This window comes from Gardnerella sp. DNF01144 (genome assembly GCF_049244245.1).
Taxonomy (GTDB): domain Bacteria; phylum Actinomycetota; class Actinomycetes; order Actinomycetales; family Bifidobacteriaceae; genus Bifidobacterium; species Bifidobacterium piotii.
In genome coordinates, this window is sequence record NZ_CP058390.1 from 904,428 (window position 1) to 930,642 (window position 26,215).

Below are 26,215 nucleotides of genomic sequence, written 5' to 3' on the forward strand. Positions count from 1 at the left end.
CCTCACAATAAACTCACAACAAGACTCACAACAAATCAAAATTAACTTCAAACATCCTTTTCCATGGAAAATCTACATTATTGATTTTCAAAGGAAGCGCTTTTGATAAATTCAACTTGCTATACTCTTTCTGCAACAAGTTTTTAGCTTCGCACTTAGCCCACGCTTCGCATGGCTTTACATCAAAATAATTACCACCATAATTATCAATCCTATTAGCTATATTCCATCGAATATTTGATTGATATAACGCATCTTCGATTATTCTATATGCAATATTTTTCTTTATACTTTTTGAATCAATGCCTAAAATTGCTTGAGATAAAACTGTTCCCAAAGTATTGCAATTTGTATTCCATCCCGCATAACTAATAATTCTGTCTAAAACGTTATTATCATCTAGCAAAGTTAATAATTGCAAATCCCCACCATTTGAATACGCACTATCACATAATGCAACTTTCTTACCAGATTCAACTAGCGCGCAGATATGATCAGTAAAATAATTTAAATTTCTATACGTGTCATACGTTACATCATGATTAGATACAGAAAATTCTGCTTCTTGCATAACTTTTCCAGGAGCATTAATCATCAAACAAATGTTGTTTAGTCCACTTAAACCGCTTAAATCACCTAAATCGCTATCTTCCCAATTTTCTAAAAGCCTTGCTCCACAAGCTAAAACATGAGATTTTAGGCTTTCAAACATAGGCCTATCTTCGTAAGAAGGAACTATTGTTGGCCCTAATATAGACGAATATTCAACACTTATGGCAGGCTTTATTCTATGCGATTTACAAAACGCTCTTGCAAGCAGAGTCATGCCAACTTCATCTGATCCAGGATACATAGCAACTCTACTGTTTAACCTCTTAGAATAAACAGCTGATTGAAGTCTTCTTTGAGATACTGCAGTATATCCGTATGGACTAGAATCGTCTTGTGGAAAAATAAGATAATCAATAGTATTATTTGCTACTAAATCAAGAATTGATATATTAATACCAAGATTTTTATCACGACGATTTTCATAATCATCAATAACATATTGAGGAATATCAAAAGATTCTAACTCTTTCTCCTGCAATTGTGTTAGATCATTGCATCTAATCTTTTTATCACTCAGATATGCTCTTAAATAAAGACTCCTACCATATTCTGCGTAATAATCAGGCTCCTCATCGCTGCTGTTATACGCAGGCGCTCGCATAACAGTGCAAAAAACAAATAAAGTCATATTTGGATTAACTTTTTTGAGCTTTTCTAATACGCGCAGGCGACTTTGCAAACAATCGCTTTGTAAATTATGTACTCTTGAAGGAACTAATCCCCCATACACAAGCATGTCTGCAGATATTATAGCAATATCACATTTTTTGGCGTTATCCATCAAGAAATCAACTATTCCATTAATATCTGCAGACTGTTTTTTATTGCCTAATAATTCTAACGGCACATTTACAAGGTCAAAATCACTACTTTTAGCTAAAAGCTCTGGGAACTTATAGTTACAAGGTCGCTCGTCTAATGGAAGAAATAAGACTTTCATTTTAACCTTTCAACCCACCTTCTTGTAATCCTTTGTAAAGATGCTTTTGGAATAAAGCAAAGAATACAACTATAGGAACAAGCGATATTATTGCACCAGCAGCAACTAATCTAGGATCCGTATAGAACGTTCCTTGTAAACGATTCAAGCCAACAGTAAGCGTATATTTATCGTCATCGCTTAATGCAACCAATGGCCACAAGAAGTCGTTGTAGCTTCCAACAAACGACAATATGCCAATAACAGTAAGTGTTCCTTTTACCTGCGGCAAGGCTACATACACGAATCTTTGCCAAATATTCGCTCCATCTACTTTTGAAGCTTCTAGTAAATCTTGCGGAACAGATTTAAACGCATTTACCATAAGCAATACGTTTAACGGACCGATTAAACCAGGCAAAGCCAAACCAAACAGAGTATTAGTTAATCCCATACCTTTTACTAGAAGGAATGTAGAAACAAGAATACCTTCGCATGGCATGATGATTGCGGCAACAAAAAGCAAATAACCAATTTTACTAAACTTAAACTTTAAGCACCCAAAAGCATATCCAGCCATTGAGCATCCGATTATATTACCTAAAACATTCATTGCTACAACAATCAAGGTGTTGCACAAATAGTGAAGTATAGGAACTGTTCTAAATGCTTTTACAAAATTTTGCACTGTAAAATCATGCGGAATCAAATACGGAGGCATTGCAAAAACATTGTCATTAGGGCCCTTAAACGCTAGTGCAATTTCCCACACTAATGGACCAGCTAGTAATATGAACACTAATACAAGAATGCAATATTGAACTATCGTTCCGATTCTAACGCGATGAGTGTTATTAGTTTTCATCTCCAGCACCCCTATGAACAAATATTTGCTGAATAACTGTTATAAAACCAACAATAATTAACAGAACAACGCTTATTGCACTAGCATAGCCAGTGCGAGCGCTCAATCCTGTTCCTTCTTGCTGAATCAGCATCGTCATTGTTATATCTTTTCCACCTATTCCGCCTGTACCACGAGTAATTACATACACCTCGTTAAACACTCGGAATGCTGCTACAGATGAAAGCATCATTATTAGAGTCATTGTGGATCTAACTCCTGGTACTGTGATGCAGAAGAATTTGCGCATTATTCCAGCTCCGTCTATATCTGCAGCTTCGTACAATGATTTATTTATGTTAGCTAAAGCTGCTAAATAAATAATCATGTAATATCCAAGACCTAGCCATATTGTTACAAACATTGCACTAAAAATTGTTAGCCATCTGTCTGTAAGGAATGGCAATGGCCCTGTTACTACGTGAATCATCTGTAGAATGGAATTAACTAATCCCCTTGTATCGAGCAAGTTAGTCCAGATAAGCCCTATTACCACTGCAGACAACACTACTGGGAAGTAGTAGGTTGTTCTAAAGAATCCTATTATTTTTGAATCTTTACTCACTAAAGCAGCAAGTATAAGAGGCAAAATAATCATAAACGGCACAACGCATACTGTGTATAAAGCAGAATTGAAAATAGCAGTTACAAAACGACTATCGCCAAATAGTTTTACGTAATTTGCAAATCCAACATTGTGCCCAGGTATAAGCATTCTAGCGTTTGTAAAAGATCTTAAGATAGTGTTTATAAACGGATAGATGCAAAACAATATAAGTATGATTAAAGCTGGCAGAACAAATAACCAAGATATGCATCCATCTTCGTTAAATTTTTTACGGAAGATGCCCCGAGGGGCAGGAGCAGCATTGCTGCTACTCACTGCCGACTCGGCTTGTGGATTATTCATAGGAGAAATCATTACTTTAACCTGTCGTTTAGTGCAGCAACTGCTTTATCAAGCGCTTCTTTAACTCCCTTTTCTCCTTGAATTGCCTGAGTTAATTCAGGAGATAGATAGTTTACGCCGTCAGTATCGGAGATCTCTGGTGGGAAGTTTGCAACAGTACCATTGTCAATTTCTTCCTTAGCAACTCTAAGAACCTTGCCTTCTATAGTAGATTCGTCAATGCTCTTAAAGAATGGATCATCCATTGCGCCAGCTGCAGAAGGATAAGTATTTGACTTCTTAGAAAACTCAACTTGATTCTTCTTGTTTGTTAAGAAGTTAGCGAGCTTCAAAGCCATTTTCTTATTCTTTGTTTGAGAATTTACTGCCATTAGCATTGGGTTAAGTGTATTCTTCTTGTTTGTTGCCAATGGTGCTACATCAAGTTGCTTATAGACTTGCGGAGCATTTGCCTTAAATGCGGCAACAGAAGAAGTTGAATCAAGCATATACGCTATGTTTCCTTGGAAATATAGTTTCTCTGCGTTAATTATGTTTGCGTTCATTCCATCTTTAGGAATGGCACCCTTCTTATAAAGATCTGCATAATGCTGAATATACTCAACACCCTTGCTAGAGTTAAATGTAAACTTTGATCTGTCTTTACTCAAGAAGTTAACACCATACTCTTCAAACTGCGAAGGGAATACGTATGGAACAGCAATCATGTAGCTCTTACCACCGCATTTTTCATTAACCGTATTTGCCTGATCAAATAAATCATTGTAGGTTTTTGGCGGCTTATTAATGTCTAGACCGCAGTTAGCAAAAACATCCTTGTTCAAATAAGCAACATCAATATTTAAGTACCATGGGAATCCATAGACTCCTTCGTCAATACCATTGCCCGAGAATTTAGATCCATCCCAAACCTGAGGCAAATAGTCCTTGGCCATTCCTGCAGCTTCTTTACTAAGATTCAGCAACGCTCCAGACTTTGCAAGATTGTATGCTTGCTGTTCATTAACATTTACAATATCTGGCAATTGACCAGCTGCAGCATCCGTAGATAACTTTGAATCATAGTTTTCTGCAGGCTGATCGACCCACTTGACTTTTACTCCAGGATTTTCTTTTTCAAACTCACTAATAAGTTTTGTAAAATATGGAGTGTAAGTATCGTTCTTAAGGTTCCAAGTTTGGAAAGATACTGTAGAAGATTCGGAATTATTTGCAGAAGAACCGCATGCGCATAACGATAGTGCGGCTGCGATTGAGACGCATCCAGCAATAACACCTTTACCAATAGCATTCATAATGTTTCTCCTTTGAAATCAATTTATGTATTAACAGTTACGTATTAGCAATATCTAGTTGGAAAATGTATGTAATTAATTATTTCCCTCCTTTTTTATATCGTCATTGTGATTGCCGATAAGAGCTGCTCCTAACGCACCAAAAAACACCTCTTGATCTGCAATCACTAGACGATTAGATATATTTAATGAGGACAAAAATGGCGATTTTGTCTCAAGTTCACCAATAACTTTTTGTATATCCTTTAATAAAATTGTTCCTATCTTGCTTATGCCACCGCCGATAACAATAATTTTTGGGTCAAAAGTTACTGTGAGCATTTGTATTGTGCTTACAAGCGTGAATATGAATTTATGCCAGACTTTTTCAGCCTTTTCATTTTTATTGGAGACTTCTCTTAGCAACGATGCAATAGGATATCCATTTTTGGTAGGCCACATTTGCGCTAAAGCGCTTCCAGATATTATTGTTTCTACACACCCACGCTGACCGCATGGGCACATTGCACCATTTTTGTCTGCAACTATGTGTCCTATCTCTCCTGCAATCCCAGTTGAACCGTGGAAAAGCAACCCATTAATAACTACTCCTGCCGAAACACCAGTGCCTAAATTCAAGAACACTAAGCTGCTTGAATTTGCTCCATAATAATGGTATGCACCAAATGCTGCAGCATTAACATCGTTATCAATGTAGGCATTTATTCCAAATCTATTTAAGATTTCAGATTTGAAATCTAGATTATGCGATCCCAAATTCACAGATTCACATACGCAACCAGTGTTTTGATTCACTAATCCAGGTACTCCAATACCGATACTTAAATCAACTTCCTTTCCATATATATTATTAACTTGCTTAATCACTTTTGATATGAGATTACACACCTCATCAACGATTTCTTTTTCTCCTTGATGAGTAGACACTTGAGAATACGCAATAGGCTTATTGTGCGTGTCAAAAGCTGCACACAGCACCTTTGTGCCACCAACATCTACACCTATACGTATTGGCGAATCAAGTGCCATAATAAACTCCTTACAATTACCTCTACCTTGAAGTAAAGTCCATATTTATTGGATTAAGTACAATTATTGCACTAAAAAATAAAAAAGCAATACCATTTATAATATTTATCAAAAAACATTGAAAATAAAGGCGTTTCGCAATATAACTTATTAATACAAAAAAACGTAAATTCAAAAAAATAATTTCTAAAAACATCTTTTAGTATATGTTCCAAACTATATATTTATCTGATAATATGTAACATATAAAAATAAAAGGGCTTGAAGATGGGATGCAATATGGAAGATACCCAAATACCCCAGTCGATGATAAATCAGCTGATGACGGTTTCTCAAAAAACACTACCCGCAGATGCAAGAATAAATAATAGAATGTTAGTATTCAATTATTTATTCCCAAAGCAAATACTCTCTAGAGCAATGCTTGTAAGAAAGACCGAACTTTCAAAAGCATCAATCTCTACCGTTGTATCCGAAATGCTAGATGACCACATGCTTATAGAAAGTGGGCATGAATCAAAAATAGAACGTGGTAAAAGAGGAACATTACTAGAAGTTGATGCAACTTATTGGAATATTATAGCTATTGACATTTCTCAACCATGCTTAATACAAGGCGCAATCCTCAACCTATGCGGAGATATATTAAAACGATCAGAAATATCACTATACAAAAACACAGATGTTAGCGCAGACAAAATAGTTGAATTGTGCAAAACTCTTATAAAGCAATCAAACAATAATATATTAGGGATAGGCATTGCTGTTCCTGGAATTGTAGACAACAACGGAAAAGTTATACGTTCATTAAATCTTAAGTGGGAAAATATAAATCTTAAAGAAGAATTAAACAAATATTTTGACTGCCCTATTATTATTGACCACGATACAAATAGCGCACTTCTAGCAGAAAGATTTTTCGGCAACGGAGTATCAAACACTATATTTATACAATTATCACTAGGCGTTGGAGCATCTATATTAATAAATGACGCAATAATTACTGGCATAAACAATTCTGCAGGAGAAATCGGTCATATAACCGTTGACTCTAATGGTCCAACTTGCACATGTGGAAAAAAGGGATGTTTAGAAACATATATATCTGCAGAAATATTGCATAAAAAAATGTTCACATCTAATCAAGCAAGAATAGACATACTAACAGAAGCTGGACATTATTTAGGAAAAGCTCTTACAACAACTATTAATCTTTTAGACTTAACAGATGTTGTTATTTATGGACCATCCGACATTGTAAACAAAGTCTTTATAAGCGCAACGGAAGAAGCCATACAAGAGTACGGCCCTTATAATCCAAAACATTCGTGCACAGTAAGACGCTGTACGTGTAATAACGACATAACTCTTATTGGAGAATGCATTTCTGTTATTCAAAACAGAATTATGCATCTTTAATATACGAAAATATACCAATATTTACCAATAAAAATCTTTAATCATATTGTATGTATTAAAAGATAAAACTTAAACAAAAATAGCAAAGAAGCATTAATCATGGATATAAAAGAATCAACAATCATACTTGTGCCTTATCCACAAAAATTAGAAATTACAGGAAATGACTCCACAACTCTTCCAGAGTCAAGCTATATTAGTTTCAAAAATATTAAACCAGATACAAGAATTACTACTGCTGGAAAACAGTTATGCGTAGACTTAAAAAATCAATTTAATCTTGATTGGAATGTTAGCTACGGGGATGGCTATAAAAGCGCCATAAATGTATCAATAAACAAAGATCTTTGCGCACAAGAATATAAAATTTATACGTCATTAGCAAATAATCAACCAAGAACAAATCGTGCAATAATCACTGTAGAAGCTAAAGACATTCAGAGTATTTGTTTTGCAATACAAACTATAAGACAGTTAATTAAACAATTTGGAACAAGTATGCCTTTAATAGAAATTGAAGACTTTCCAAAAATACCAGTCAGAGCATACTCTTACGACGTTTCAAGAGGTAGAATACCTAAGCTTTCTTGGCTAAAGATTTTGGTAGATCAATTGTGCTTATACAAATATAACCAACTACAGCTTTATGTTGAGCATACTATTGATTTAGAAAATACTATTGAATCGTGGATTAAGCATACTCCACTTACATGCAGTGAAATTATTGAACTAGACGAATATTGCTACAACCGAGGAATTGAGCTTGTTCCTACTATGGCAACTTTTGGTCATATGTACGAAGTTTTAAGAAGTCCGTCTTATAAAAATCTTGGCGAATTCCCTAGCCAATCACAAAGGCCGTTTAGCTTTGTAGAAAGAATGCTGCATCACACATTTAATCCTGTAAACCCACAAACAATACCATTCATAAGTAAAAGAATTAAAGATTATGCAGCATTATTTAGATCAAATAAATTCAACATTGGTGCAGATGAAACCTTTGATCTTGGCTGCGGAGAAAGCAAAGAAATTGCGCAAAAAGATGGCGTAGCAAACCTATATTCATCTTACGTTCAAAAATTATGCAATACGTTACAAGAAATAGGATCACAGCCAATAATGTATGCAGATATTGCATTAAAACATCCAAATATGTTATGCGCCATTCCAAAAAATGTTATTTTTGCAAACTGGAATTATGCAGCAAACGTTACAGAAGATAGTGTTAAATTAATACGTAATCAAAACGCACAGCAATACGTATGCCCTGGAACACAAACATGGAATAGGCTAATACCAGATTTTGATTGTGCAATTAGCAACATATCCAAAATGTGTAAATATGCTCACAAAAATAACGCTTATGGATTATTACTCACAGACTGGGGAGATTATGGTCATATAAATGACCCAATTCTCTCTTTGCCTTATTTGATTATGACTGCTCAATACTCATGGGGATCTAGCAAGATAAGTAAAAACAATGTAGAACACGATTTTACAGATATAAATTCGCTAAATACCTTATTAAAAGATATAAGCAATATTCTTACCGATAATGTTTGCCCTCAATTATGCAATATTCTTCAAGAAGCATCACACTCACAAGCATTTAGCTGGTCAGACGCGGTGCAATTTAAAGAGCTTGATGATAATGGCAATTCAAACAAAGATGTTTTATTCTTATTAGGATTCAAAAAAGACATATCTCTAAAAGAAGCAAGAAAACAGTTTTTGACTGATAGAAATCAACAAATATTAAATGCAGAAAAATACAACAACACATTGTACAAATGCATAAATGATCTTTATAAAACGTACTCTTGTTCCAAATGCTACACACTCAAAGAAAGAATAAATAAAGACTTTATAAACACAACAATTTTAAGCATTCAAGGCCAGCAAATACTTAACAGCCTTGGATTGTATATTCTTAACGCAAGCGCAGAATATTCAAATAGCAGCAGTAAAATAAGCAAAGACCAAGTAGCTTACTTTGTACAGACTATAAACAATTGGTTTGTTCAATATGCAAATAGGTGGAATTCTATAGGAAAATCTGCAGACTTGTACAGGATTCGACAAGTTTTTGATTGGTACATAGATTGGCTGCTAAAAAATTCCAATTAAATATATTACTTTTTATTACTGTTTATTATCCGATGACTATTTTATGAAAATTATAAATACAAGATGAAGGCTTTTATGAATAACACAAACTGCTCAATCAACGAACAAGCAATTCTAGACTCTGGATTAAAAATATCTAACATATTCGATGTAAAACATAGAGTTTTAGGAAGATATAATAATGTAAAAAATCCTTGTGGAAACAAAAAATACTATTCAACTTACTGGACTGGAAGCGGCGTTGAATTTTTATATTCAGGAAACTCACTAAAAGTTGTAATCGAGTCATCTTACACACAATATGAACCTTGGGTAAGCGTAGACATAGATGGGTGCCAAATAAGCAAACAAGCACTTAACAATGGCATTAACTTAATCCAATTGTCTAACGATTTAGAAGATAACAAATATCATAAAATACGTTTGCTAAAAGAAACACAATTTATGCACGAAGACCCGACTCAAACTTTTGTTATAGAAAAAGTCATATATGATGGAACTTTTAGAAATCCAGAAAAACCATCTTTAACTCTTGAATTTATAGGAGACAGTATAACAAGCGCAGAAGGAGCATGCGCGAATGCGAGTATACAGAAATATTGCTCTGCCATTTTTAGCGCTTGGAATGGATACCCTAGAATAGTGTCAGACGCCTTAAATGCAGATTTTAGCGTAATATCTCAAGCAGGCTGGGGAATAGTTTGCAACTGCGAAAATAATCCTAATTGCACATTAACAAATATATACTCAAAAATTTGTAAACCTGCTCAAGGGAAAAACATTGAATTTGGCTGCAACGACAGCTATAAACCAGTAAACAACACTGATTTTATTATTATAAATCTTGGAACAAACGACGCCACAGCTTGCCTTGCAAACGAGTGGGAAGACCCGAAAACACATAAAAAATTCAAGTTAAGTTTAGATAAAAATGCTCTAAACTCAAGTGAAAATGACTTCTTAGATAATGAGTCTGCAAAGATAGTTAAAAACGGCGTAAATAACCTATTAGAAACAGTTAGAAATATTAACCCAGACTCAACCATAATTTGGTGCTATGGGATGCTTGGAAATAGGCTGGAGAATCTTATTAAACAATCCATTAATGATTTCTGCAATAAAACGAGCGACAAGAAAATATTCTATATTGAATTACAAAATACTAGCGATAATAATCTTGGCGCATGCAGTCACCCTGGAAAAATAGCACATAAAAATGCTGCGCAAATCTTAATCAATAAAATAAAACAGTTGATGTAAAGGATGGAAATCAAAGAAAAAGTACGTACTACAATAGGTTTATGTAGTGCGATTGTAACAAATTTACGGCATGTCATTATACAAACACACTACACAAAATAGTCGATTCGCGCGCTCTAAGCGCACAGCCAGGTCGTCGCGCGCAGAACAAACAAAAATAAAAGCCGCAACGGAAAATCCACTGCGGCTTTTATTGCTTATAAACCTTTCTAAAATTTTCAACAATGCCTAATACTCTGCAATTTAACAATTACAGTTAAATACGGCAATAAATAATTTATTTACTAAAATACCTGACTACAATACCTGACTCTACTACGCCTCATCTTTCTCAACGTGCGAATGGCTATAAATCATCTTCATAGAGAAGATGAAAATAACCATAGCTGCAAGAACGATAATTCCGCCTATCATAAACACGTTTGCATATGTGGAAGCAAGGCCGCTTGCTGTTCCAAACATAGATCCTCCGCTCATAGAGCCATTGGCCATAAGCTGTCCGAATAACGATACACCAATCGAACCAGTAATAGCTTGAAGCAAATCATTAAATCCTAAAGCTCTACCAGATTCTTCAGGTTCTACTGTCAAAGTTGCAGTATCAACAATTGGTTGGTAGAAGAATGAAGTGCCAAAGTAGTAGATGCACGGAGCAACAGCAAGCGCCCAAATCTGACCTGCAGGAATCAAAATAGCTATTGCAATCAAGCCGCATCCCATGCACGCAAGAGCGAGAATTACCGAAGCTTTGCGTCCAATCTTTTGAATAATAGGACCAGCAACAAATCCCATAATCGCAGCTAAGATGATTGACCAAACAAGCCAATTAGACACTTGGGAAGAATCAATCTTATAAACATTTAATCCAATAGCATTGCATCCTGCATTCAAAGTGTAGCTAAAGAAGTATCCAACAAAGATTACAACCATAGTCATTGCAAATGCTGGATTTGTAAGCATCTTAGGTGTAATGAATGGGTTCTTAGCCTTATTTATATAAACAACAAATGCGATTAACGTCACCACGCAAGCAGCAAGCCAGAAATAATTCATATCTGTAAAGAACATAGTTACAGATGCTGCAAATAGACCTATAAGCGCAAAGCCAATAACATCAATCCTTGCGCCCTTGCAATGTTCATCTGGCAGATTCTTACGCAATACTGGCAGCAAGAACACTGCCAACACGCCAATGCCAAACAGAATTCTCCAATCAACTAGGGTCATATATCCTGCAAGGAACACACCTAAAGCGGCAGCAGCACGGAATACTGCAACAAATATTCCGTACCAAATAACTCGCTTCTTCTTTTCTACATACTTAGAAACCAGCACCAAGAATATAGAGCCAGAAACTTGCCATCCAGCAGATTGTAAAATCCTAGCAATAATTACAATCCAAATATTAAGATGACCAAAGCATCCAAGAACCGATGCAGCAACAAACACAACAGTTCCTAATGTCATCATCTTCTTTAGCGACACAAAATCACCAAGCGAACCATAAATAACGCACACAATACCCAAGACAATTCCTGGCAAAGACGTGATTAATGGAGCAAGGTTTGCTTGTTTTAGCTGGTCTCCAATATTTACGTAAATCATTCCAAAAGCCTGCTGCTGCAATACGCCAAGAGTAAAAATAGCGAGCACAACAGGAATTGCAACTTTTGCCATTTTATTCATTTTTGCGAACTCTTCAGTTCCCTCTTCAGGAACTGGAATGCCATTAGTTCGCTCACTGACTTCAACTTTAGTCATGGCTATTCCTTTCTTCTATTCTTCCAATTAAATGGAATATTTTTGCCACGCCTATATTTTTGACGCAGCATCGCTGGCACAAATCTTCATTTGACTTATGTCAACAACATTTACTTATAAATCAGCTAAATCAGCAATACCCACTAAAAAACGAATTTTCTAACAGATTTCCCTATGCATAGAAAGCTGATATATTTTTTTACAATCATCTGGATTTAGCCTTGCAACGGAACCTATAGAATTATCTTCACCAAAGAACTCAATTTGACTCAGCATCTTATCGATTCCATCTTTTGGCAAACCCGCATCTTCAAAACTCGTAGGCATACCTAAGGATTTGAAAAACTTTTCAGTTTCCAAAATTCCCTTATTTACTAAATAAGATTCACTATCTACAGTGCTAACATTTGCTTCAGTAGAAATGCCAAACACTTCTTTTGCATATCTAGCAAATCTCTTAGCATTCTTGCTAGAAGCAACCTTCATCCATGAACACATGATTATAGATAATGTTGCACCATGAGGAGTGTTATATAGAGCACTAATCTCATTCGCTAACGTATGCGTAGACCAATCTTCATTGCGACCAATACTAAAAGTATTATTCTGAGCAATTGTTGAAATCCACATAATCTGCGCACGCAAATCATAGTTTTCCAGATTTTCCAAACAGCTCGGACCTATGGAAATTAGAGTGCGCAGAACGCCCTCGCACATTGAATCCACTACCCCGAAATCGTTATCATCGCTAAAATATCTTTCGCAAATATGACTAAACATGTCTACTATTCCGCATGCTGTTGGATATGCTGGAACGCTAAGAGTTAGCTCTGGATTCATAAAAGCAACAACAGGTCTGACTATTGTATTAGATATAAGCAGCTTAAGATGCTCAGAGTCATTATTTATAACCACTACTTTGCTTGATTCGCTACCAGACGCAGGCAAAGTAAGCACAGAAAACACTGGCAAACTAGACTTTACTTTCGCAAACCCAGTAAAATAATCCCATACATCACAATTACCAGCAGCTCCAATACCTATAGCTTTAGAAGAATCAATTACCGAACCACCTCCAATTGCAACGATGCCATCAATGCAATTATTTTTTACAACTTCAATACCTTTTCTAACTAGCGATAGCTTCGGATTTGGCTCAACTCCACCAAGATCAACAAAATCAATATTGTATTTATGCAAACTATTTTTAATATCAAAAAGAATATGTGAAAGGTATTCTCCCCCATCATAATGAAGAAGAACCTTAGATATACCTCTATCTTTTAATTCTTTTCCAACTTTACATTGAGCATTCCTGCCAAACACAAACTTAGTTCCAATGCAAAGATCAAAATTATTAATCATGATTACCGAACCTCCAGCAAAGAGTTTCTTTCTTCATTTGCAATATCAGAAGAAAATAGAACTGAAGAAATGTCATTTACGCAATTAGCTAAATACTTTGGCCTGGCCAACTTCAATGCAGAGCTTTCACCGTCTCCATAAGATACAGCAATACAATCAACACAATTTTCTCTAGAAGACTCAACGTCGCTATAGGAATCTCCAATATATACACAATCAAAAGGGCTAATATTATATTTACTAATCATTAAAGAAATCATTTCTTTCTTGCTCATATAAACTTTCGATTCAGAATACAAAGAATCTGGAGAAATCCAACTGTCGAATAGCTCAATCCATTTTTTTATATTCAAAATCTTTTCCAATGCATCCAATGGCTTATTCGTAACTATTGCATTTATTACTCCGCATTTTTTAAGTTTCAAAATAAGCCGAGCAATACCCGCATACATGTGCGTACTATGAAAATTATTTAAATTCCTATAATGATTACTAATATCTGAATCGAATTTTTTATAAAATTCAAATCCAGGATATGGGATGAGGTACTTAAATATTTCTAATGTTGACTTACTCAAATTAGAACTATTAGATATAAATCCTTCAGGAAGCTTAGACCCACAAGCACATGCGGCATAGTTTATGGAACGCCACACGTCTTCGCTTGTACTGGCTATGGTTCCATCAAAATCCCAAAGGATCAATTTATACCTCATCCCAAGCCCTTTCTTTATAGATTGTTAATAATGAACAATGTTTCTAAATAGCGTTTCTTAATACTGTTTCTAAAACTAAATTAGTTATAACTTTCAAGAGTCTTGTAAAGCATATCTACAAATCCAGGGAAATCTAGCTCAAGAGCTGCTTCTGCGTTAGGCTCTTTGCCTCTTGGCTCCATAGTTGGAGTACGCTCTAAATCAACAGCTGGATTTTCGCCACGTAGATGTCTGTAATCACATACAGTCATTCCTCTTGTTAGCTTTCCATCAAGCTCAACGTCAATATGCATTGGAACAGCCTTAATAAGTTCAGGGAAAGCAACCCATGTTACAGCACAAGCATCATGCATTGTTGCGCCTGTTAGATTTGTTTCTTCAGCACATGTTCCTATAAAGAATTCAGTTAAATCAGCAGCTAACATTGCTGCTTTTGTTCCAATTTGCCTAAATTTAGCGACATGCTCTGCTTTAAGATCGCATTGACGAGTTAAATTAATTCCAGTCATTTTTACATGAATTCCAGAATTAAACACTCTAGATGCTGCTTCTGGATCAACAAAAATATTGAATTCTGCCGATGGAGTCCAATTTCCAAAAGTAACAGAACCACCCATGATGCATATTTCTTTGACTCTATCAACAATTCTAGGTTCTCTATTTATTGCAGATGCTATGTTTGTTAGCGGACCTGTAGCTATAAGAGTTACATCATCTGTGCTCATAACTGTGTCAACAATAAAATCTACAGCATGCTTATTCTGTGGCGTATGAACAGGATCTGGAAGAACTGGACCATCTAGACCAGTAACACCATGGAATTGAGGCGCAGTAACAAGAGGCGCAACCATAGGACAACTATGCCCAGGGTAAACACCAATATTATCTGCCTCGCCTAAAACTTCAAGAATTTTAATTGCATTAGTCGTCACATTTTCTAATGGACTATTACCGCCAATTGTTGTAATTCCTAGAACATTAAGATGCTTAACCGCAATCATTATTCCAAATGCATCATCATGACCTGGATCACAATCCAAAATTACTTTCTTTTTATTACTCATTATTAATGACTTCCTTATCATATTGTTTGGTAACTTATTATTTATTGCATTATTTATTAATCAATAACCTCAATTGTTATTTGAAAGTTTTTACATCATAATGCAACAAAAATTCATTAATTTGATTGATATTAGGAGAATTCCTAGCACCTTTATGCGCTACTGAATACGCAGCAACAGCATTCCCATACAGCAAGGATCGCTCAATATTAGAACAATCCAACATAGATTTTATGTAACCAGCGTTATAAATATCGCCAGCACCTATAGTATCTACAACATCAACATTGAACGGTGGAGCAGATATAACGCTACTATTCTTAAATCCTATAGAGCCGTTTGCACCATCTCTTGCAACAACTGTACGTCCGTTAACAGATAAATCTTTTGCATTATTTTCCCATGTATCATCTCCTAAATAAGAAAACTCGTCTGGACCAGAACCTAATAAATGAGTTACATATGGCATTATTCCCATCAAAGCATCATAAAAATCAGGATTTAATACGCCATTATCAACTCGTAAATTCAAATCGAATGAAGTAGGAATTCCGAAATTATAAGCCTCTCTAAATATGCGCGTAATAGAATCTCTTGCAGAATTGTTATACACAAGGCACATACCAGAAGAATGAATCCAATCAGAGTTTCTAACAGCATTCATAATGCGATCATCAATATCTAGCACTTTAAAGGATTGGCTCTCTCTTGGCCAACCCCACAAATACCTTTCACCAAACTCATCTACAAATGCAAACACTCCAACGGTATTTAACTCAGCATGCGTGCGTAAATAGGTTGTGTCAACGCCTTCCTTAGCAAAATCATCTAAAACAAAACGACCATATTGGTCATTCCCTATAGAACCAACAAAAGATGTATTAACTGCTAATCTAGAAAGCGCAACAGCAGTATTGGCAGAAGTACCTCCACCTTGAATAGATACATCAGGATACTTAACAATAGTTCTTTGCTCATTCAAAAATCGCGGATAAGGAACTATAATATCTACATTTGCATCGCCAACAACAATAACATTATGCATTTAACGCCGCCTTAATAAAAGCTTCCACTTTTACAGGATCCTTACATCTCAACGTATTTGCACGCTCGTCTTTGTAATTTGTAAGACTAAATGAGTCAACACCATACGGGTTAGTATCATGAATCGCATCAGCAACATTAGAAGCATCAAGGCCTCCAGCAATAATGCATTTAACAGATGTAGAGTCAATAATCTCCTTATCAATAGACCTATCGTGCTCAATTCCAGTTGCGCCTATGTCGTTAGCATCTGGCGATTTTGTGTCTATTAAAAAGAAGTCGGAAACTTTTTCATAATCTTTAACATATTGGAGAACTTTTTGCTCTTCTAAAGGAACGCCTTTAAGAACAGGTATAGCTTGCATAATAAGAAGCTCAGGAAACCTACTTTTTAACTCACCAACTTGTTCAGGAGTTATACCTTCTATGTTTCCAGATAAATGCAAAACATCTGGCATTGCTAAATTTAAGTCTTCACTAATTTCGTCTATATTCTCCGAACATGTTAAGCCAATTCTTACGGCACCTGATTGTACTCCATTAAAAATCTCTTTTGCTTGCGAGCAAGACAACTGACCTGGAGTATGTTGAATATGCCCATAGCTTACGCCAATATGCTTAGCGCCAAGACTTACAACCATACGCGCATCTTCCACAGTCCTAATTCCATAAATTTGTACAATAACGTCAGCCATATTATTCACCTTTCACTGTTAAACAATTCAACAAACGCTGGCACAGTAAATGGAGTGCCATTCATACCAACTTTTTGCGCAACTCTTGTAATCGGTGGAGGAGTTACAAAAGATAATCGCAAGATATCCGTTTGAGAAAACACCTTCTCTGCTGGCCCATCTAACAAAACTCTTCCAGACTGCATAACAATTATTCGACTAAAATTCTCCGTAACAAACTTCATGTCATGCGATATTGTTATGCACAATTTTCCTTGAGATTGCAGCGTCTTTATAATCTTCTTAAGACGTAGATTTCCTAAAACATCTTGACCACATGTAGGCTCATCAAAAATAATGACTTTTGGATCCATCATAAGTATTGCGCCAATAGTGCAGAATTTTTTCTCTGTTAAAGATAGGTCAAAAGGATGGATATCTAACTTATTGTTAAGACCAACAAGATTTGACACTAATTCCATGCGTTCTTCGATTAATTTTGAATCCATTTTTATTTGTTCTGGACCAAACGAAAATTCTTTACGAACACTCTCTAAAAACAGCTGGTCATCTGGATTTTGGAATACATACCCAACTTCGCAAGCCCATTCAGAGGCATCTTTAGTATCAACATTTATCCCATCAATTAAGACTTTGCCCGAAGTTGCTTTAAGAATACCGTTAAAATGCTTAACAAGCGTTGTTTTACCAGCGCCATTTTGACCAATTATTGCAACAGGCTCGTTGCCGCTAATGCTAAAAGAAACACCATCAAGTGCTTTGTGCCCCGATTTATATTCGTGCACAAGATTGATAACATCTAACTTCATGAGTTAACCTCACTTTTATTAGAACGTATGCTACTTTTAACAAGATCAACTGCCTGATTCTCAGTGATAGGAATTTTAGTCACATTTACTCCGCAATTAGCAATAGCAAAACCGAGTTTTACGTAATCTGGAGGTTCAATTCCGTGATTAGTAATATCTGGATTTGTAAATACTTCATAAGGCGATCCACTTGTAAAAACTTCGCCATTATCCAGCACCATAACAGTATCAGCGCACCTTGCAACGCGCTCCATATCGTGATCAACCATAATCACAGTTACGCCACTATTATTGAGACGTTTTACAATGTCAAAAATCTCCTCGCTGCCAAGTGGATCAAGTTGTGTTGTACACTCATCTAAAACCAAAATCTTAGGTTCCATAATAAAAGTTGATCCAAATGCAACTCTTTGAATCTGTCCACCCGAAAGCTCAAGAGGATTTCGGTCTAAAATATCACTTATACGCATTAATTCTGCAACTTGAATAACTTTTTCAGTCATCTCCTTACGAGCAACACCTTGATTACATAATCCATATGCAAGCTCTTCTGCAACAGTGCCCGAAGTGTAGCTAAGTTGATTAAACGGATTTTGAAATACTAGACCGATTGTTTTAGAAAGTTTAGCTACACTAGAAGAAGAAACATCATTGCCGTCAACAACCACTTTTCCACGCGATTTGCCAACAAAATAATGCGGTATTAAACCAACTAATGCATTACATAATGTTGATTTACCAGATCCGTTAGCGCCTATGATACATAAAAAGCTTCCCTCTTTAACATCAAAGCTTATATGTTTTAATGCACTTTTCTTACTACCGCTGTATCTATATGAAAAATCTTTTACGGAGAGAATATTATTCATTTTAGACCCCCATAATAAGGAATAATTCCAACATAGAAACAGGTAGACAAGACTAAAGAGATAGCAAGAATTAGTAATAACATGTAAGTCAAAACTGAGTCATAAACTCTCCATTGGACTTCTACTATGCTTGTTCTTTTTACTCCACTTACACCAAAGCCACGCGTTTCTAATGTCATTCCTCGCTCTTGAGCATCAGTCAAAGAGCTTAAAACAACAGGCCCAAGTAAAGGTATTAGCGCACGCAATCTGCCAATCGCACTTCCAGACATTTTTAACCCTCTAGCGCTTTGAGCCTGGCTAATAACAGACATTCGTCTTTGCATTTGCGGAACAACATTTAAGCTTGCTAAAACTAAGTAACCTATTTTTGCAGGAAGACCTATACCAGTTAAAGCAGCGACCATACTGCCTATATAAGTAGTTTTATTCATAATGTAAAAACTGCCCAAAAATACTAGAACAGTAACTACTACTCTTCCCGCATAAATCATTCCTTCAAGTCCAAGTTTTGCAAATCCAAAATCCGCTATAAAGGTTTTATTACTGGGACTATATAGCCCTTGTATAAACATAAGCATTAATGTCATTGGTATTCCAAAGCCAAACATAAGTTTTACATATGGAACAACAATCCTTGCAATAATTGCTACAACAAAAAGAACTACAATAAATGCAATTCCTAGACAAGGATCTGGCCATGCCATAGATGAGATTCCTAAAGTAAAAATAGCAATTATTTTTGTTATAGGATTCAGCATAGAAACAGGATTATTATCGCAACGCTGCCATGTTAAACAACTTTTATTATCACTCATTGCAACATAACTCCCTCGTTAAACTTATGAAACCATAAAACCATGAAGCTGATTCAAGATTGTTAAATCAGCTTCTTCGCCAAAAAACTAATTAATCAACAGAATCTTCATCATATTCATCTGATTCATCAGAATTATCCGAATCATCTGAATTGCCTGCAGCATATTGACTTAAGAACCTCTTAGGCACCTTTTTAACAATAAAGTAGGCAACAGCAACAGCAATTCCCTTATCTAATAGGTTCTCAATAATTGATGATGAAAATACAGAAGCAAAAATATTTTTCATTGCTACAACAAGCGTTGCAGTAAGAACCGAGGTTCCATTAATGCCAGTTGCTCCACTAAAAACAAATACTGTTATAAGTGATGCAGAAACGGCGTTTACTAAGGTTACAACAACCCAAACAATTAGAACACCCCACCACTTTTTGAATAAACCTGCCTTAACCATATAACCAACAACAAGACCACATAAAACGCTAACTACCGCATAAGGTAAATTAACTGGATTTGCCACCAATGCTAAAAATACATTTGTTAAGAACCCAGTTAAGGCAGCAACCCACGGTCCCGATAAGCAGGCAACTACCATAGTTCCAATCATATCTAGAAACAGAGGGAGCTTTAGCGTTGAGCATAGAGTACCGCCAATAAGATTTATACCTACTGCAATAGGAATCAAAACTAACGATTTAGTTGAGAATTGATTCTTAATATTCTCAATAAATAATAGCTTCTTTGCCATCATGCACCACCCTTCAACAAAATGTTGATAAGTCTTGCAAAGTTGTTAATTCTTTCAAAATTTCAACAAAACAACACTGTATGAAAATTGTTTCCTAAACAGTTTTCATAATTCATCTTAGAATAATAAATACTTATTGTCAATAATGCACAGTTATGAATAAACTATATCTTTGAAGACAAAAAAGAAGGAATCAAATGAACATTAAAGACATAGCTCGATTATCCAAAGTTTCAGCATCAACTGTGTCAAAAATTGTTAACAGTAAAGATGATTCAATCAGTTCTGAAACTCGCGAGCGCGTCTTATCTGTAATACGACAATATCACTACACTCCATATGCAAAAATATCGTCGCAATCAAAAACTTGGCATATTGCAGTAATTCTTAGATCTTCAATATCTTTTGACACAACTTTAGACGGAATAATACAAACAGCACAACAATCAGGCTATGGAACAGTAGTTTTCAATAGCTATTCAAACATAGAACAAGAAAGTAAAAATATAAGCGCACTTAGCAAGCACAAAATCGACGGCGTTATATGGGAGCCAGTAAGCAAAGAAAGCTTTAATAAATTAAAAGGAATTGAACACGAGATACCATGGCTAACTATTGGATCAATAGGAGGCGACGAATCACTATTATTGCCCTATTTAGATGCGGCATATAAACTGACGGAACAACTAATATCGCATGGCCACACATCAATAGGATGCTTAATGACAGATGGAAGAAGAACAAAAGATTTTCTTAACGGATTCAAATCATGCTTATTTGACCATCACCTCGATTTTGACGAAAGCAGAATATTTTTTGACCTCAACGACAAATTAGTAGAAAAAATAAGCGATCACTCTATTACTGCGCTCGTGTCTTCTCATTATAGAAAAGCTTTAGAATTTCAACAGTTAATGACTTCTCTAAATAGAAGCATTCCCGAGGACGTGTCACTCGTATCCATAAAAAACGACACAAACGAACAGCCTATATTGGCAAAAAACTCTGAAATATCTACATATACAATCCGCAACGCTGATTTTGGGTCATACTTGTGCAGCAAGCTTATAGACGAAATAGAAAAAAGACATGAATCAAAGACTTCTTTCGTTCAAGAATTCCATCTGGACAACACAAGAACTATAGGATCACCATCTCAGCTAAGAAAACAAAAGATAACAATTATAGGATCTATTAACCTAGACACATGCCTATCTGTGCAAAATTTGCCAAGTAAAAATGAAAGCATTAATGTTCAAACTTCTAAAACTTATCCAAACGGTAGCGCAATAAACCAAGCTATAGCAGTATCTAACCTTGGCCAACGTGTAACCCTAATAGGAAATGTTGGATACGACTTGGATGCAGACAAAATATATAAAACACTTTCACAATGGGCAATAGATTCATCTGGCGTAATACGCAAACATGAATCTCACACTGGAAAAGCGTACACATTAGTAGACGCTTGCGGAGATTCAATAACATCTGTAATATCTGGCGCAAATGGCACATTAAATCAATCAAACATACAAGATAGAGCTAATTTGTTTGAAAACACAGCATATTGCATAATTCAATCAGATATACCTGTCGATGCAATAATATCTGCGTGCAAAATCGCTAAAAAAGCTGGTGCAAAAATCATATTCAATCATGTTTCATCCGAAAACATACCGAAAGAAATAATAGATAAAATAGATATTTTATTTACGAATATAGATAGTAAAAACACTGATCGAATTGAGGAAATAGCAAAAGAAAAATCCTCATCTTTTATAAATAAAGGCGTAAAAACAGTAATTATAAATATGCTGCATAAAGGATACTTACTATCTGATTACAAAGAAGAAAAAATAGTAAATAGCAACGAACCCAACATCGAGAAGTATAGCAACTGCAGTGATGCTTTTGTATCAGCACTAGCAGCATATATGCTATATGGTTACACCACAAACCAAGCAGCAGAAATTGCGGCCTACGCTGCAAATTATTCGAATTCTAGAGAAGAGATAACACCATCTTTTATAGACAAATATACTTTAGAAACAAGTATAACTATGCCTAAAAGCAGTTTGATAAACCAGTAGACGCTTTTTGTAGTTATAATCAGCGCATTGTGGGCAAAACACGTAAAAGAAAAAGGCTTGTTAGAAACCTAACAAGCCTTTAAAACTAAAGAACAGAATCCCGTCCCTAGCGGAAAACCATCTCTAGCAACAAGCATTAAGCACCTGCAAGCAGAATAAAGAACCTACACGGTAAGAAAAGGAAATTTCGGCAAACCGAGCAAACTCTAAACCCCGCGTGCAAGCTGCAGCACGCAAAACACGCGCCGCCGCCTAACGCAAGCCTATTTTTTACACGCGCACCAGCGAACACCAGTGCGCGCGCAGTGCTTAGTGACGAGCCTTGCGAACAGCAGCACCCATGCCAGCAAGCATAGTGGCAGCCAAAGCAGTCAAAGTTACGCCAACACCAGTACCAGTGTGGGTGTTACCGCGCTTGTCCTTGTCCTTCTTGTTCTCAACCTCAGTCTTAGCACCAGCCTTACCAGCAGCACCGTTTGCGCCAGCAGCTGGAGCACCTGGCTTACCTGGCTGGCCAGCTGGAGCACCAGGAGCAACGAATGGATCAGAAGAGCCTACAAAACCAACACCATACTGGAAGTCACTACGAAGCAACTTAGCAGTCTCTGGAGCAACAAAACCAAGAACCAAAGACTCTTTATGATTCTTAGCATCACCATACGCTTTCTCGTAAGCTCCGAAAGCCACATCATACTTGCCGAAAGCCTCATCATACTTGCCCTTGGCGTCGCTAACCTTGCCCTCAAGCTTAGATACAGCAGCGTCAGCATCTTCCTTAGCCTTCTGCAAGCGACCAAGTGTAGCCGCATCACGCTTAGACATATCATCGGAATGCTCATTCTGGAAATCAGTATAAGCCTTCAAAGCAGCAGAAGCCTTAGCCTTAGCAGCCTTCAACTCACCGTCAAGCTTGTTAGCCTTAGCAAAAGCGTCGCGAACGTTCTTATCGGCAGCCTGAAGCTTAGTAGACGCAGCCTGCAAAGCAGCAGTGTAATCAGCATCAGATGGATCTTCACCCTTTGGAGTGTTAGCATCCTTCTCCAAGGAAGCAAGATACTGAGCATGGAGATCATTGACCTTCTGCTCCTGATCGTTGTAATCCTTGACCTTCTTATTGTAAGCAGCCAAGTCATCTGCATACTTCTTAGCTGCTGCATAATCCGATGCCACAGCTGTCTTCTCCTTGGATGTGTCAAGAACCTTAGTTCCATTCTCATCTTTAAGGCAAGCAACAACTTTTGGATCAGTTACATCAGCTGGCTTATCCTTCTTCTCATCTGGCTTAGTCATGCCCTTAAGAGTCTTATTAGCCTCATCATACTGCTTTTTTAAATCAGCAGTCGTTGGAGTCTTTGCAGCTTCAGGAGTCTTAGGAGCATCAGCAGCGAATGCTGGGGTTGCCATTGCAAAGCCGGCAAGCAAAGTTGCGCCAGCAGCGAAAGCGGCGATAGCCTTCTTATTCATCATTTTATTTCCTTTCTTCTTCTCCTATGCGTTAGGGGCGCATAGAAAAATTTGCTCCACAATCCAAAAGCGGACTGTGGCACACGGCCAAACTAGGTGCGGCCATGTTTGCTATTAACATACCCCCCCCCCGTTTGAAAAAGTCAAGCCCCAGCAACACATGCTAAACCGAAAAAAATGATGTTATACGCAAACTAATCCACAATAAAGGCCACATTGCCGTAAAATTTGTGGATAAACAACGCTTAAACCGTAAAAATATGCATTTCAAGGTTTTTGAAGAATTTTCCCAGGTTTTTTTAAGGAAAGACTTTTCGGGTGTGTCGCGTTGCTCGCGAGGTCCAAGCGCGCAGTCTCGTCACTGCGGTCTTTTTTGTATCAAAAGCAATATCACTTTGCCGCGCGACGACCTGCCTTTTCCGCTTTTTGTACCAAATTTGACCTAATTTGGTACAAAGTGCGTCACATCTGCTGCGTCAATCGAGACGCAGCAGACCCCGCTTGCGTTGAAAGCACGGTGTGATTTTAACCTGAGCAAGCTCAGCGCTCCGGTCATAATTTATTGCAGTAAGTATGTTATTTTGTGCTTGATTTTGAGCTTGCTGAAATCTATGGGTACAGTACAAGAGAGTTCAATCAGCAAGTAAAAATAACATAGAAAAATTTGATAACAACTTTATGTTTCAATTAAACAAATCTGAGTTGAAATATTTGCAATCAAATTTTTTGACCGCAAATATTAGTTCTAAAAGCAGGTCAACACCTTATGCTTTTACTAATCAGAGTATTTATATACTAACGGCATTACAGAGTGGTCAGAAGTAGACTTCCAAACATGATCTAGTTTTGCGTAAGTTGGAAGCAGACTTCCAACTTTTACCATTTTGCACTAAACTTGGAAGTAGACTTCCAACTTGCGAAAGGCAGATCGTCGCGCGTACAAAACCCAGAAAATAACTCCGCACTTTGTACCAAATTTGACATAAATCACGTACAAAGTGCGGAGTTAATTTACTCGAGAATCGTTAGCGCAGGTTAGCTGCGCGAAGACAGATCGCCGCGAGCGTAGTCAAAGCGCACGCAAGCTATTCTTATGCAAGCTATTCACCAGTAACCGTTGGCGCAAGAACCAGATTCTTAACCAACTCGCGAGTGCGAAGCTGCGAATCCGCATCTAAGCAATCGTCTGTAATAACAGTGTCAACCTGGTCAAATCGCGCAAAAAGCGAAAGCGACGTGCAAGTCCACTTAGTATGATCCGTTAATATAATCGTGCGATCCGCAATATCCATCAAAGCCATATCTGTAGCGGCTTCCAGAGAATTTGGCATAAGGAACCCGCGAGGCAAACTAACGGAATGCGTGCCCAAAAATACAGTGTTTACGCGCAAAGACGAAACAACTTTATCGGCAATAGGCCCAACCAACGAGTTGGAACGCGTAATCACACCGCCCGTAACAATAACCTCAATATCTTTAGATTCAAGCGCTTGAACAAGCTCCGCAACTGGAATTGAATTTGTTAAAATCGTGATTCCAGACGCTCTGCGAGACTCAAGAAGATGCTGCGCAAACACGTATGCGGTTGTGCCGCCGCCGATTGCAATCACATCCCCTGGCTGAACATAATCAACAGCCTTAGTAGCGATTGCATCCTTAAGACCCATGTCCATCTGCGACTTTACGGAAAACAGCGGCTCTGAAAGAAGCGTGTTAGTTGTAACAGCACCACCGTGCACGCGTTTTAGAAGACCGCGATCCGAAAGCTCCGCAATATCCCTGCGAATTGTCATTGCAGAAACGGCGAGTTCCTTAGAAAGAGCGGTAATACGCACGGCCCCCCTGGTGCGAAGGCGGCTCAAAATCAATTGTTGACGCTGTGAAGAAATCATGTGAACATTATCGCACAAGTAAACGCAAAAAACAAACGCAGATGAGCGTTTCTAGGCTCAAAACGTTATGTATTTAACAAAAAATGTATAAAATCTGGCAAAACGAACAAATGCTTACGCAAAATGCGCATTACCAAGCACTGTAGAGATTCGAGATTTTTCGCAGCGGATGAAGCGAACCTCAGCATGAAATGGTGATTCGCTGAAGCAGCAAGAAAAATCGAGAATCTCAGGCTATTAGACTATACGCAATTGTTCAGACTCGTAAGAGGGCTGGGTGATTCTTGGTCGAACAGTATAAGAGCGGCAGCCGATACCAAATAATCCAATGGCTCACGCCTACAAACAAACTTCAACATAAAAAACAAAATCAAAGCCAAATCGGAACAACAGCAACAACAA

The 26,215-nt window shown here is 36.9% G+C and carries 22 protein-coding genes; 5 read left to right on the forward strand and 17 right to left on the reverse strand.

Features of this window, described 5'->3' with window-relative positions:
* Positions 1 to 25: 25 nt before the first annotated feature.
* The 5 genes from HXT36_RS03620 to HXT36_RS03640 form a co-directional block, all read right to left on the reverse strand.
* Positions 26 to 1,552 carry a DUF4127 family protein gene (locus HXT36_RS03620; protein WP_421778587.1) on the reverse strand — a complete coding sequence of 509 codons (1,527 nt, stop codon included), beginning with the start codon at positions 1,550 to 1,552 and terminating at the stop codon, positions 26 to 28.
* 1 nt (position 1,553) lies between these two features.
* Complete coding sequence (locus tag HXT36_RS03625) at positions 1,554 to 2,396, reverse strand: carbohydrate ABC transporter permease (RefSeq protein WP_016635532.1); 843 nt, start codon at positions 2,394 to 2,396, stop codon at positions 1,554 to 1,556.
* Positions 2,386 to 3,357: a carbohydrate ABC transporter permease gene (locus HXT36_RS03630; RefSeq protein WP_421778588.1), complete on the reverse strand. Its 972-nt coding sequence runs from the start codon at positions 3,355 to 3,357 to the stop codon at positions 2,386 to 2,388. The genes HXT36_RS03625 and HXT36_RS03630 overlap by 11 nt, the downstream gene beginning before the upstream one ends.
* A complete protein-coding gene (locus tag HXT36_RS03635; protein WP_016785565.1) occupies positions 3,357 to 4,640 on the reverse strand; it encodes an ABC transporter substrate-binding protein in 1,284 nt (427 codons plus the stop codon). The genes HXT36_RS03630 and HXT36_RS03635 overlap by 1 nt, the downstream gene beginning before the upstream one ends.
* Before the next feature lie 75 nt (positions 4,641 to 4,715).
* Entirely contained in the window at positions 4,716 to 5,669 is a 954-nt protein-coding gene (locus HXT36_RS03640) for an ROK family protein (RefSeq protein ID WP_421778589.1), read from the reverse strand.
* 279 nt (positions 5,670 to 5,948) lie between these two features.
* Between HXT36_RS03640 and HXT36_RS03645 the strand changes: the two genes are divergently transcribed.
* From HXT36_RS03645 to HXT36_RS03655, 3 genes are all read left to right on the forward strand, one after another.
* On the forward strand, positions 5,949 to 7,088 hold the full coding sequence (locus HXT36_RS03645) for an ROK family protein (protein ID WP_421778590.1): 1,140 nt from the start codon (positions 5,949 to 5,951) through the stop codon (positions 7,086 to 7,088).
* A gap of 99 nt (positions 7,089 to 7,187) precedes the next feature.
* Positions 7,188 to 9,218, forward strand: coding sequence for a family 20 glycosylhydrolase (locus HXT36_RS03650; protein WP_119529199.1), 2,031 nt, complete (start codon positions 7,188 to 7,190; stop codon positions 9,216 to 9,218).
* 75 nt (positions 9,219 to 9,293) lie between these two features.
* Positions 9,294 to 10,478 carry a GDSL family lipase gene (locus HXT36_RS03655; RefSeq protein ID WP_421778591.1) on the forward strand — a complete coding sequence of 395 codons (1,185 nt, stop codon included), beginning with the start codon at positions 9,294 to 9,296 and terminating at the stop codon, positions 10,476 to 10,478.
* A 315-nt stretch (positions 10,479 to 10,793) separates the two neighbouring features.
* On the opposite strand, the gene HXT36_RS03660 is transcribed toward HXT36_RS03655, so the two are convergent.
* The 10 genes from HXT36_RS03660 to HXT36_RS03705 form a co-directional block, all read right to left on the reverse strand.
* On the reverse strand, positions 10,794 to 12,239 hold the full coding sequence (locus HXT36_RS03660; RefSeq protein WP_016635358.1) for an MFS transporter: 1,446 nt from the start codon (positions 12,237 to 12,239) through the stop codon (positions 10,794 to 10,796).
* Positions 12,240 to 12,398: 159 nt separating this feature from the next.
* The gene (locus tag HXT36_RS03665; protein WP_421778592.1) at positions 12,399 to 13,604 is read right to left on the reverse strand and encodes an iron-containing alcohol dehydrogenase; all 1,206 of its coding nucleotides are present in this window, start codon (positions 13,602 to 13,604) and stop codon (positions 12,399 to 12,401) included.
* A gap of 2 nt (positions 13,605 to 13,606) precedes the next feature.
* Complete coding sequence (locus HXT36_RS03670) at positions 13,607 to 14,320, reverse strand: HAD family hydrolase (RefSeq protein ID WP_421778593.1); 714 nt, start codon at positions 14,318 to 14,320, stop codon at positions 13,607 to 13,609.
* A gap of 80 nt (positions 14,321 to 14,400) precedes the next feature.
* Positions 14,401 to 15,384: a nucleoside hydrolase gene (locus HXT36_RS03675; RefSeq protein WP_004133365.1), complete on the reverse strand. Its 984-nt coding sequence runs from the start codon at positions 15,382 to 15,384 to the stop codon at positions 14,401 to 14,403.
* Positions 15,385 to 15,460: 76 nt separating this feature from the next.
* Entirely contained in the window at positions 15,461 to 16,429 is a 969-nt protein-coding gene (locus tag HXT36_RS03680) for a carbohydrate kinase family protein (protein ID WP_421778594.1), read from the reverse strand.
* A complete protein-coding gene (locus HXT36_RS03685; protein WP_421778595.1) occupies positions 16,422 to 17,123 on the reverse strand; it encodes a phosphoribosylanthranilate isomerase in 702 nt (233 codons plus the stop codon). The genes HXT36_RS03680 and HXT36_RS03685 overlap by 8 nt, the downstream gene beginning before the upstream one ends.
* Before the next feature lie 5 nt (positions 17,124 to 17,128).
* Positions 17,129 to 17,932 carry an energy-coupling factor ABC transporter ATP-binding protein gene (locus HXT36_RS03690; RefSeq protein ID WP_421778596.1) on the reverse strand — a complete coding sequence of 268 codons (804 nt, stop codon included), beginning with the start codon at positions 17,930 to 17,932 and terminating at the stop codon, positions 17,129 to 17,131.
* Entirely contained in the window at positions 17,929 to 18,801 is an 873-nt protein-coding gene (locus HXT36_RS03695) for an energy-coupling factor ABC transporter ATP-binding protein (RefSeq protein ID WP_004133372.1), read from the reverse strand. The genes HXT36_RS03690 and HXT36_RS03695 overlap by 4 nt, the downstream gene beginning before the upstream one ends.
* Positions 18,798 to 19,619, reverse strand: a complete 822-nt coding sequence (locus tag HXT36_RS03700) for an energy-coupling factor transporter transmembrane component T (protein ID WP_032815135.1) — start codon at positions 19,617 to 19,619, stop codon at positions 18,798 to 18,800. Before HXT36_RS03700 ends, HXT36_RS03695 begins: the two co-directional genes overlap by 4 nt.
* 91 nt (positions 19,620 to 19,710) lie before the next feature.
* Positions 19,711 to 20,367: an ECF transporter S component gene (locus tag HXT36_RS03705; RefSeq protein ID WP_032813263.1), complete on the reverse strand. Its 657-nt coding sequence runs from the start codon at positions 20,365 to 20,367 to the stop codon at positions 19,711 to 19,713.
* A gap of 197 nt (positions 20,368 to 20,564) precedes the next feature.
* Here HXT36_RS03705 and HXT36_RS03710 point away from each other — a divergent pair, with 197 nt between their 5' ends.
* Positions 20,565 to 22,457 carry a PfkB family carbohydrate kinase gene (locus HXT36_RS03710; RefSeq protein ID WP_421778597.1) on the forward strand — a complete coding sequence of 631 codons (1,893 nt, stop codon included), beginning with the start codon at positions 20,565 to 20,567 and terminating at the stop codon, positions 22,455 to 22,457.
* 309 nt (positions 22,458 to 22,766) lie between these two features.
* Here the strand turns inward: HXT36_RS03710 and HXT36_RS03715 are convergent, their stop codons facing one another.
* Positions 22,767 to 23,924: a hypothetical protein gene (locus HXT36_RS03715; protein WP_421778598.1), complete on the reverse strand. Its 1,158-nt coding sequence runs from the start codon at positions 23,922 to 23,924 to the stop codon at positions 22,767 to 22,769.
* Between the two features lie 651 nt (positions 23,925 to 24,575).
* Here HXT36_RS03715 and HXT36_RS03720 point away from each other — a divergent pair.
* On the forward strand, positions 24,576 to 24,746 hold the full coding sequence (locus HXT36_RS03720) for an ORF6N domain-containing protein (protein WP_223293480.1): 171 nt from the start codon (positions 24,576 to 24,578) through the stop codon (positions 24,744 to 24,746).
* 275 nt (positions 24,747 to 25,021) lie between these two features.
* Here HXT36_RS03720 and HXT36_RS03725 read toward each other — a convergent pair whose 3' ends face one another.
* A complete protein-coding gene (locus HXT36_RS03725) occupies positions 25,022 to 25,813 on the reverse strand; it encodes a DeoR/GlpR family DNA-binding transcription regulator (RefSeq protein WP_016636371.1) in 792 nt (263 codons plus the stop codon).
* Positions 25,814 to 26,215 lie beyond the last annotated feature (402 nt).

Excerpts from the sequence above, each read along its gene's own strand:
- HXT36_RS03715 (WP_421778598.1), bottom strand. The coding sequence starts at position 23,924 with ATGATGAATAAGAAGGCTATCGCCGCTTTCGCTGCTGGCGCAACTTTG.
- HXT36_RS03670 (WP_421778593.1), bottom strand. The coding sequence starts at position 14,320 with ATGAGGTATAAATTGATCCTTTGGGATTTTGATGGAACCATAGCCAGT.
- HXT36_RS03700 (WP_032815135.1), bottom strand. The coding sequence starts at position 19,619 with ATGAGTGATAATAAAAGTTGTTTAACATGGCAGCGTTGCGATAATAAT.
- HXT36_RS03625 (WP_016635532.1), bottom strand. The coding sequence starts at position 2,396 with ATGAAAACTAATAACACTCATCGCGTTAGAATCGGAACGATAGTTCAA.
- HXT36_RS03705 (WP_032813263.1), bottom strand. The coding sequence starts at position 20,367 with ATGGCAAAGAAGCTATTATTTATTGAGAATATTAAGAATCAATTCTCA.
- HXT36_RS03630 (WP_421778588.1), bottom strand. The coding sequence starts at position 3,357 with ATGATTTCTCCTATGAATAATCCACAAGCCGAGTCGGCAGTGAGTAGC.
- HXT36_RS03660 (WP_016635358.1), bottom strand. The coding sequence starts at position 12,239 with ATGACTAAAGTTGAAGTCAGTGAGCGAACTAATGGCATTCCAGTTCCT.
- HXT36_RS03655 (WP_421778591.1), top strand. The coding sequence starts at position 9,294 with ATGAATAACACAAACTGCTCAATCAACGAACAAGCAATTCTAGACTCT.
- HXT36_RS03675 (WP_004133365.1), bottom strand. The coding sequence starts at position 15,384 with ATGAGTAATAAAAAGAAAGTAATTTTGGATTGTGATCCAGGTCATGAT.
- HXT36_RS03685 (WP_421778595.1), bottom strand. The coding sequence starts at position 17,123 with ATGGCTGACGTTATTGTACAAATTTATGGAATTAGGACTGTGGAAGAT.
- HXT36_RS03650 (WP_119529199.1), top strand. The coding sequence starts at position 7,188 with ATGGATATAAAAGAATCAACAATCATACTTGTGCCTTATCCACAAAAA.
- HXT36_RS03665 (WP_421778592.1), bottom strand. The coding sequence starts at position 13,604 with ATGATTAATAATTTTGATCTTTGCATTGGAACTAAGTTTGTGTTTGGC.
- HXT36_RS03680 (WP_421778594.1), bottom strand. The coding sequence starts at position 16,429 with ATGCATAATGTTATTGTTGTTGGCGATGCAAATGTAGATATTATAGTT.
- HXT36_RS03710 (WP_421778597.1), top strand. The coding sequence starts at position 20,565 with ATGAACATTAAAGACATAGCTCGATTATCCAAAGTTTCAGCATCAACT.
- HXT36_RS03620 (WP_421778587.1), bottom strand. The coding sequence starts at position 1,552 with ATGAAAGTCTTATTTCTTCCATTAGACGAGCGACCTTGTAACTATAAG.
- HXT36_RS03695 (WP_004133372.1), bottom strand. The coding sequence starts at position 18,801 with ATGAATAATATTCTCTCCGTAAAAGATTTTTCATATAGATACAGCGGT.
- HXT36_RS03640 (WP_421778589.1), bottom strand. The coding sequence starts at position 5,669 with ATGGCACTTGATTCGCCAATACGTATAGGTGTAGATGTTGGTGGCACA.
- HXT36_RS03645 (WP_421778590.1), top strand. The coding sequence starts at position 5,949 with ATGGAAGATACCCAAATACCCCAGTCGATGATAAATCAGCTGATGACG.
- HXT36_RS03725 (WP_016636371.1), bottom strand. The coding sequence starts at position 25,813 with ATGATTTCTTCACAGCGTCAACAATTGATTTTGAGCCGCCTTCGCACC.
- HXT36_RS03635 (WP_016785565.1), bottom strand. The coding sequence starts at position 4,640 with ATGAATGCTATTGGTAAAGGTGTTATTGCTGGATGCGTCTCAATCGCA.
- HXT36_RS03690 (WP_421778596.1), bottom strand. The coding sequence starts at position 17,932 with ATGAAGTTAGATGTTATCAATCTTGTGCACGAATATAAATCGGGGCAC.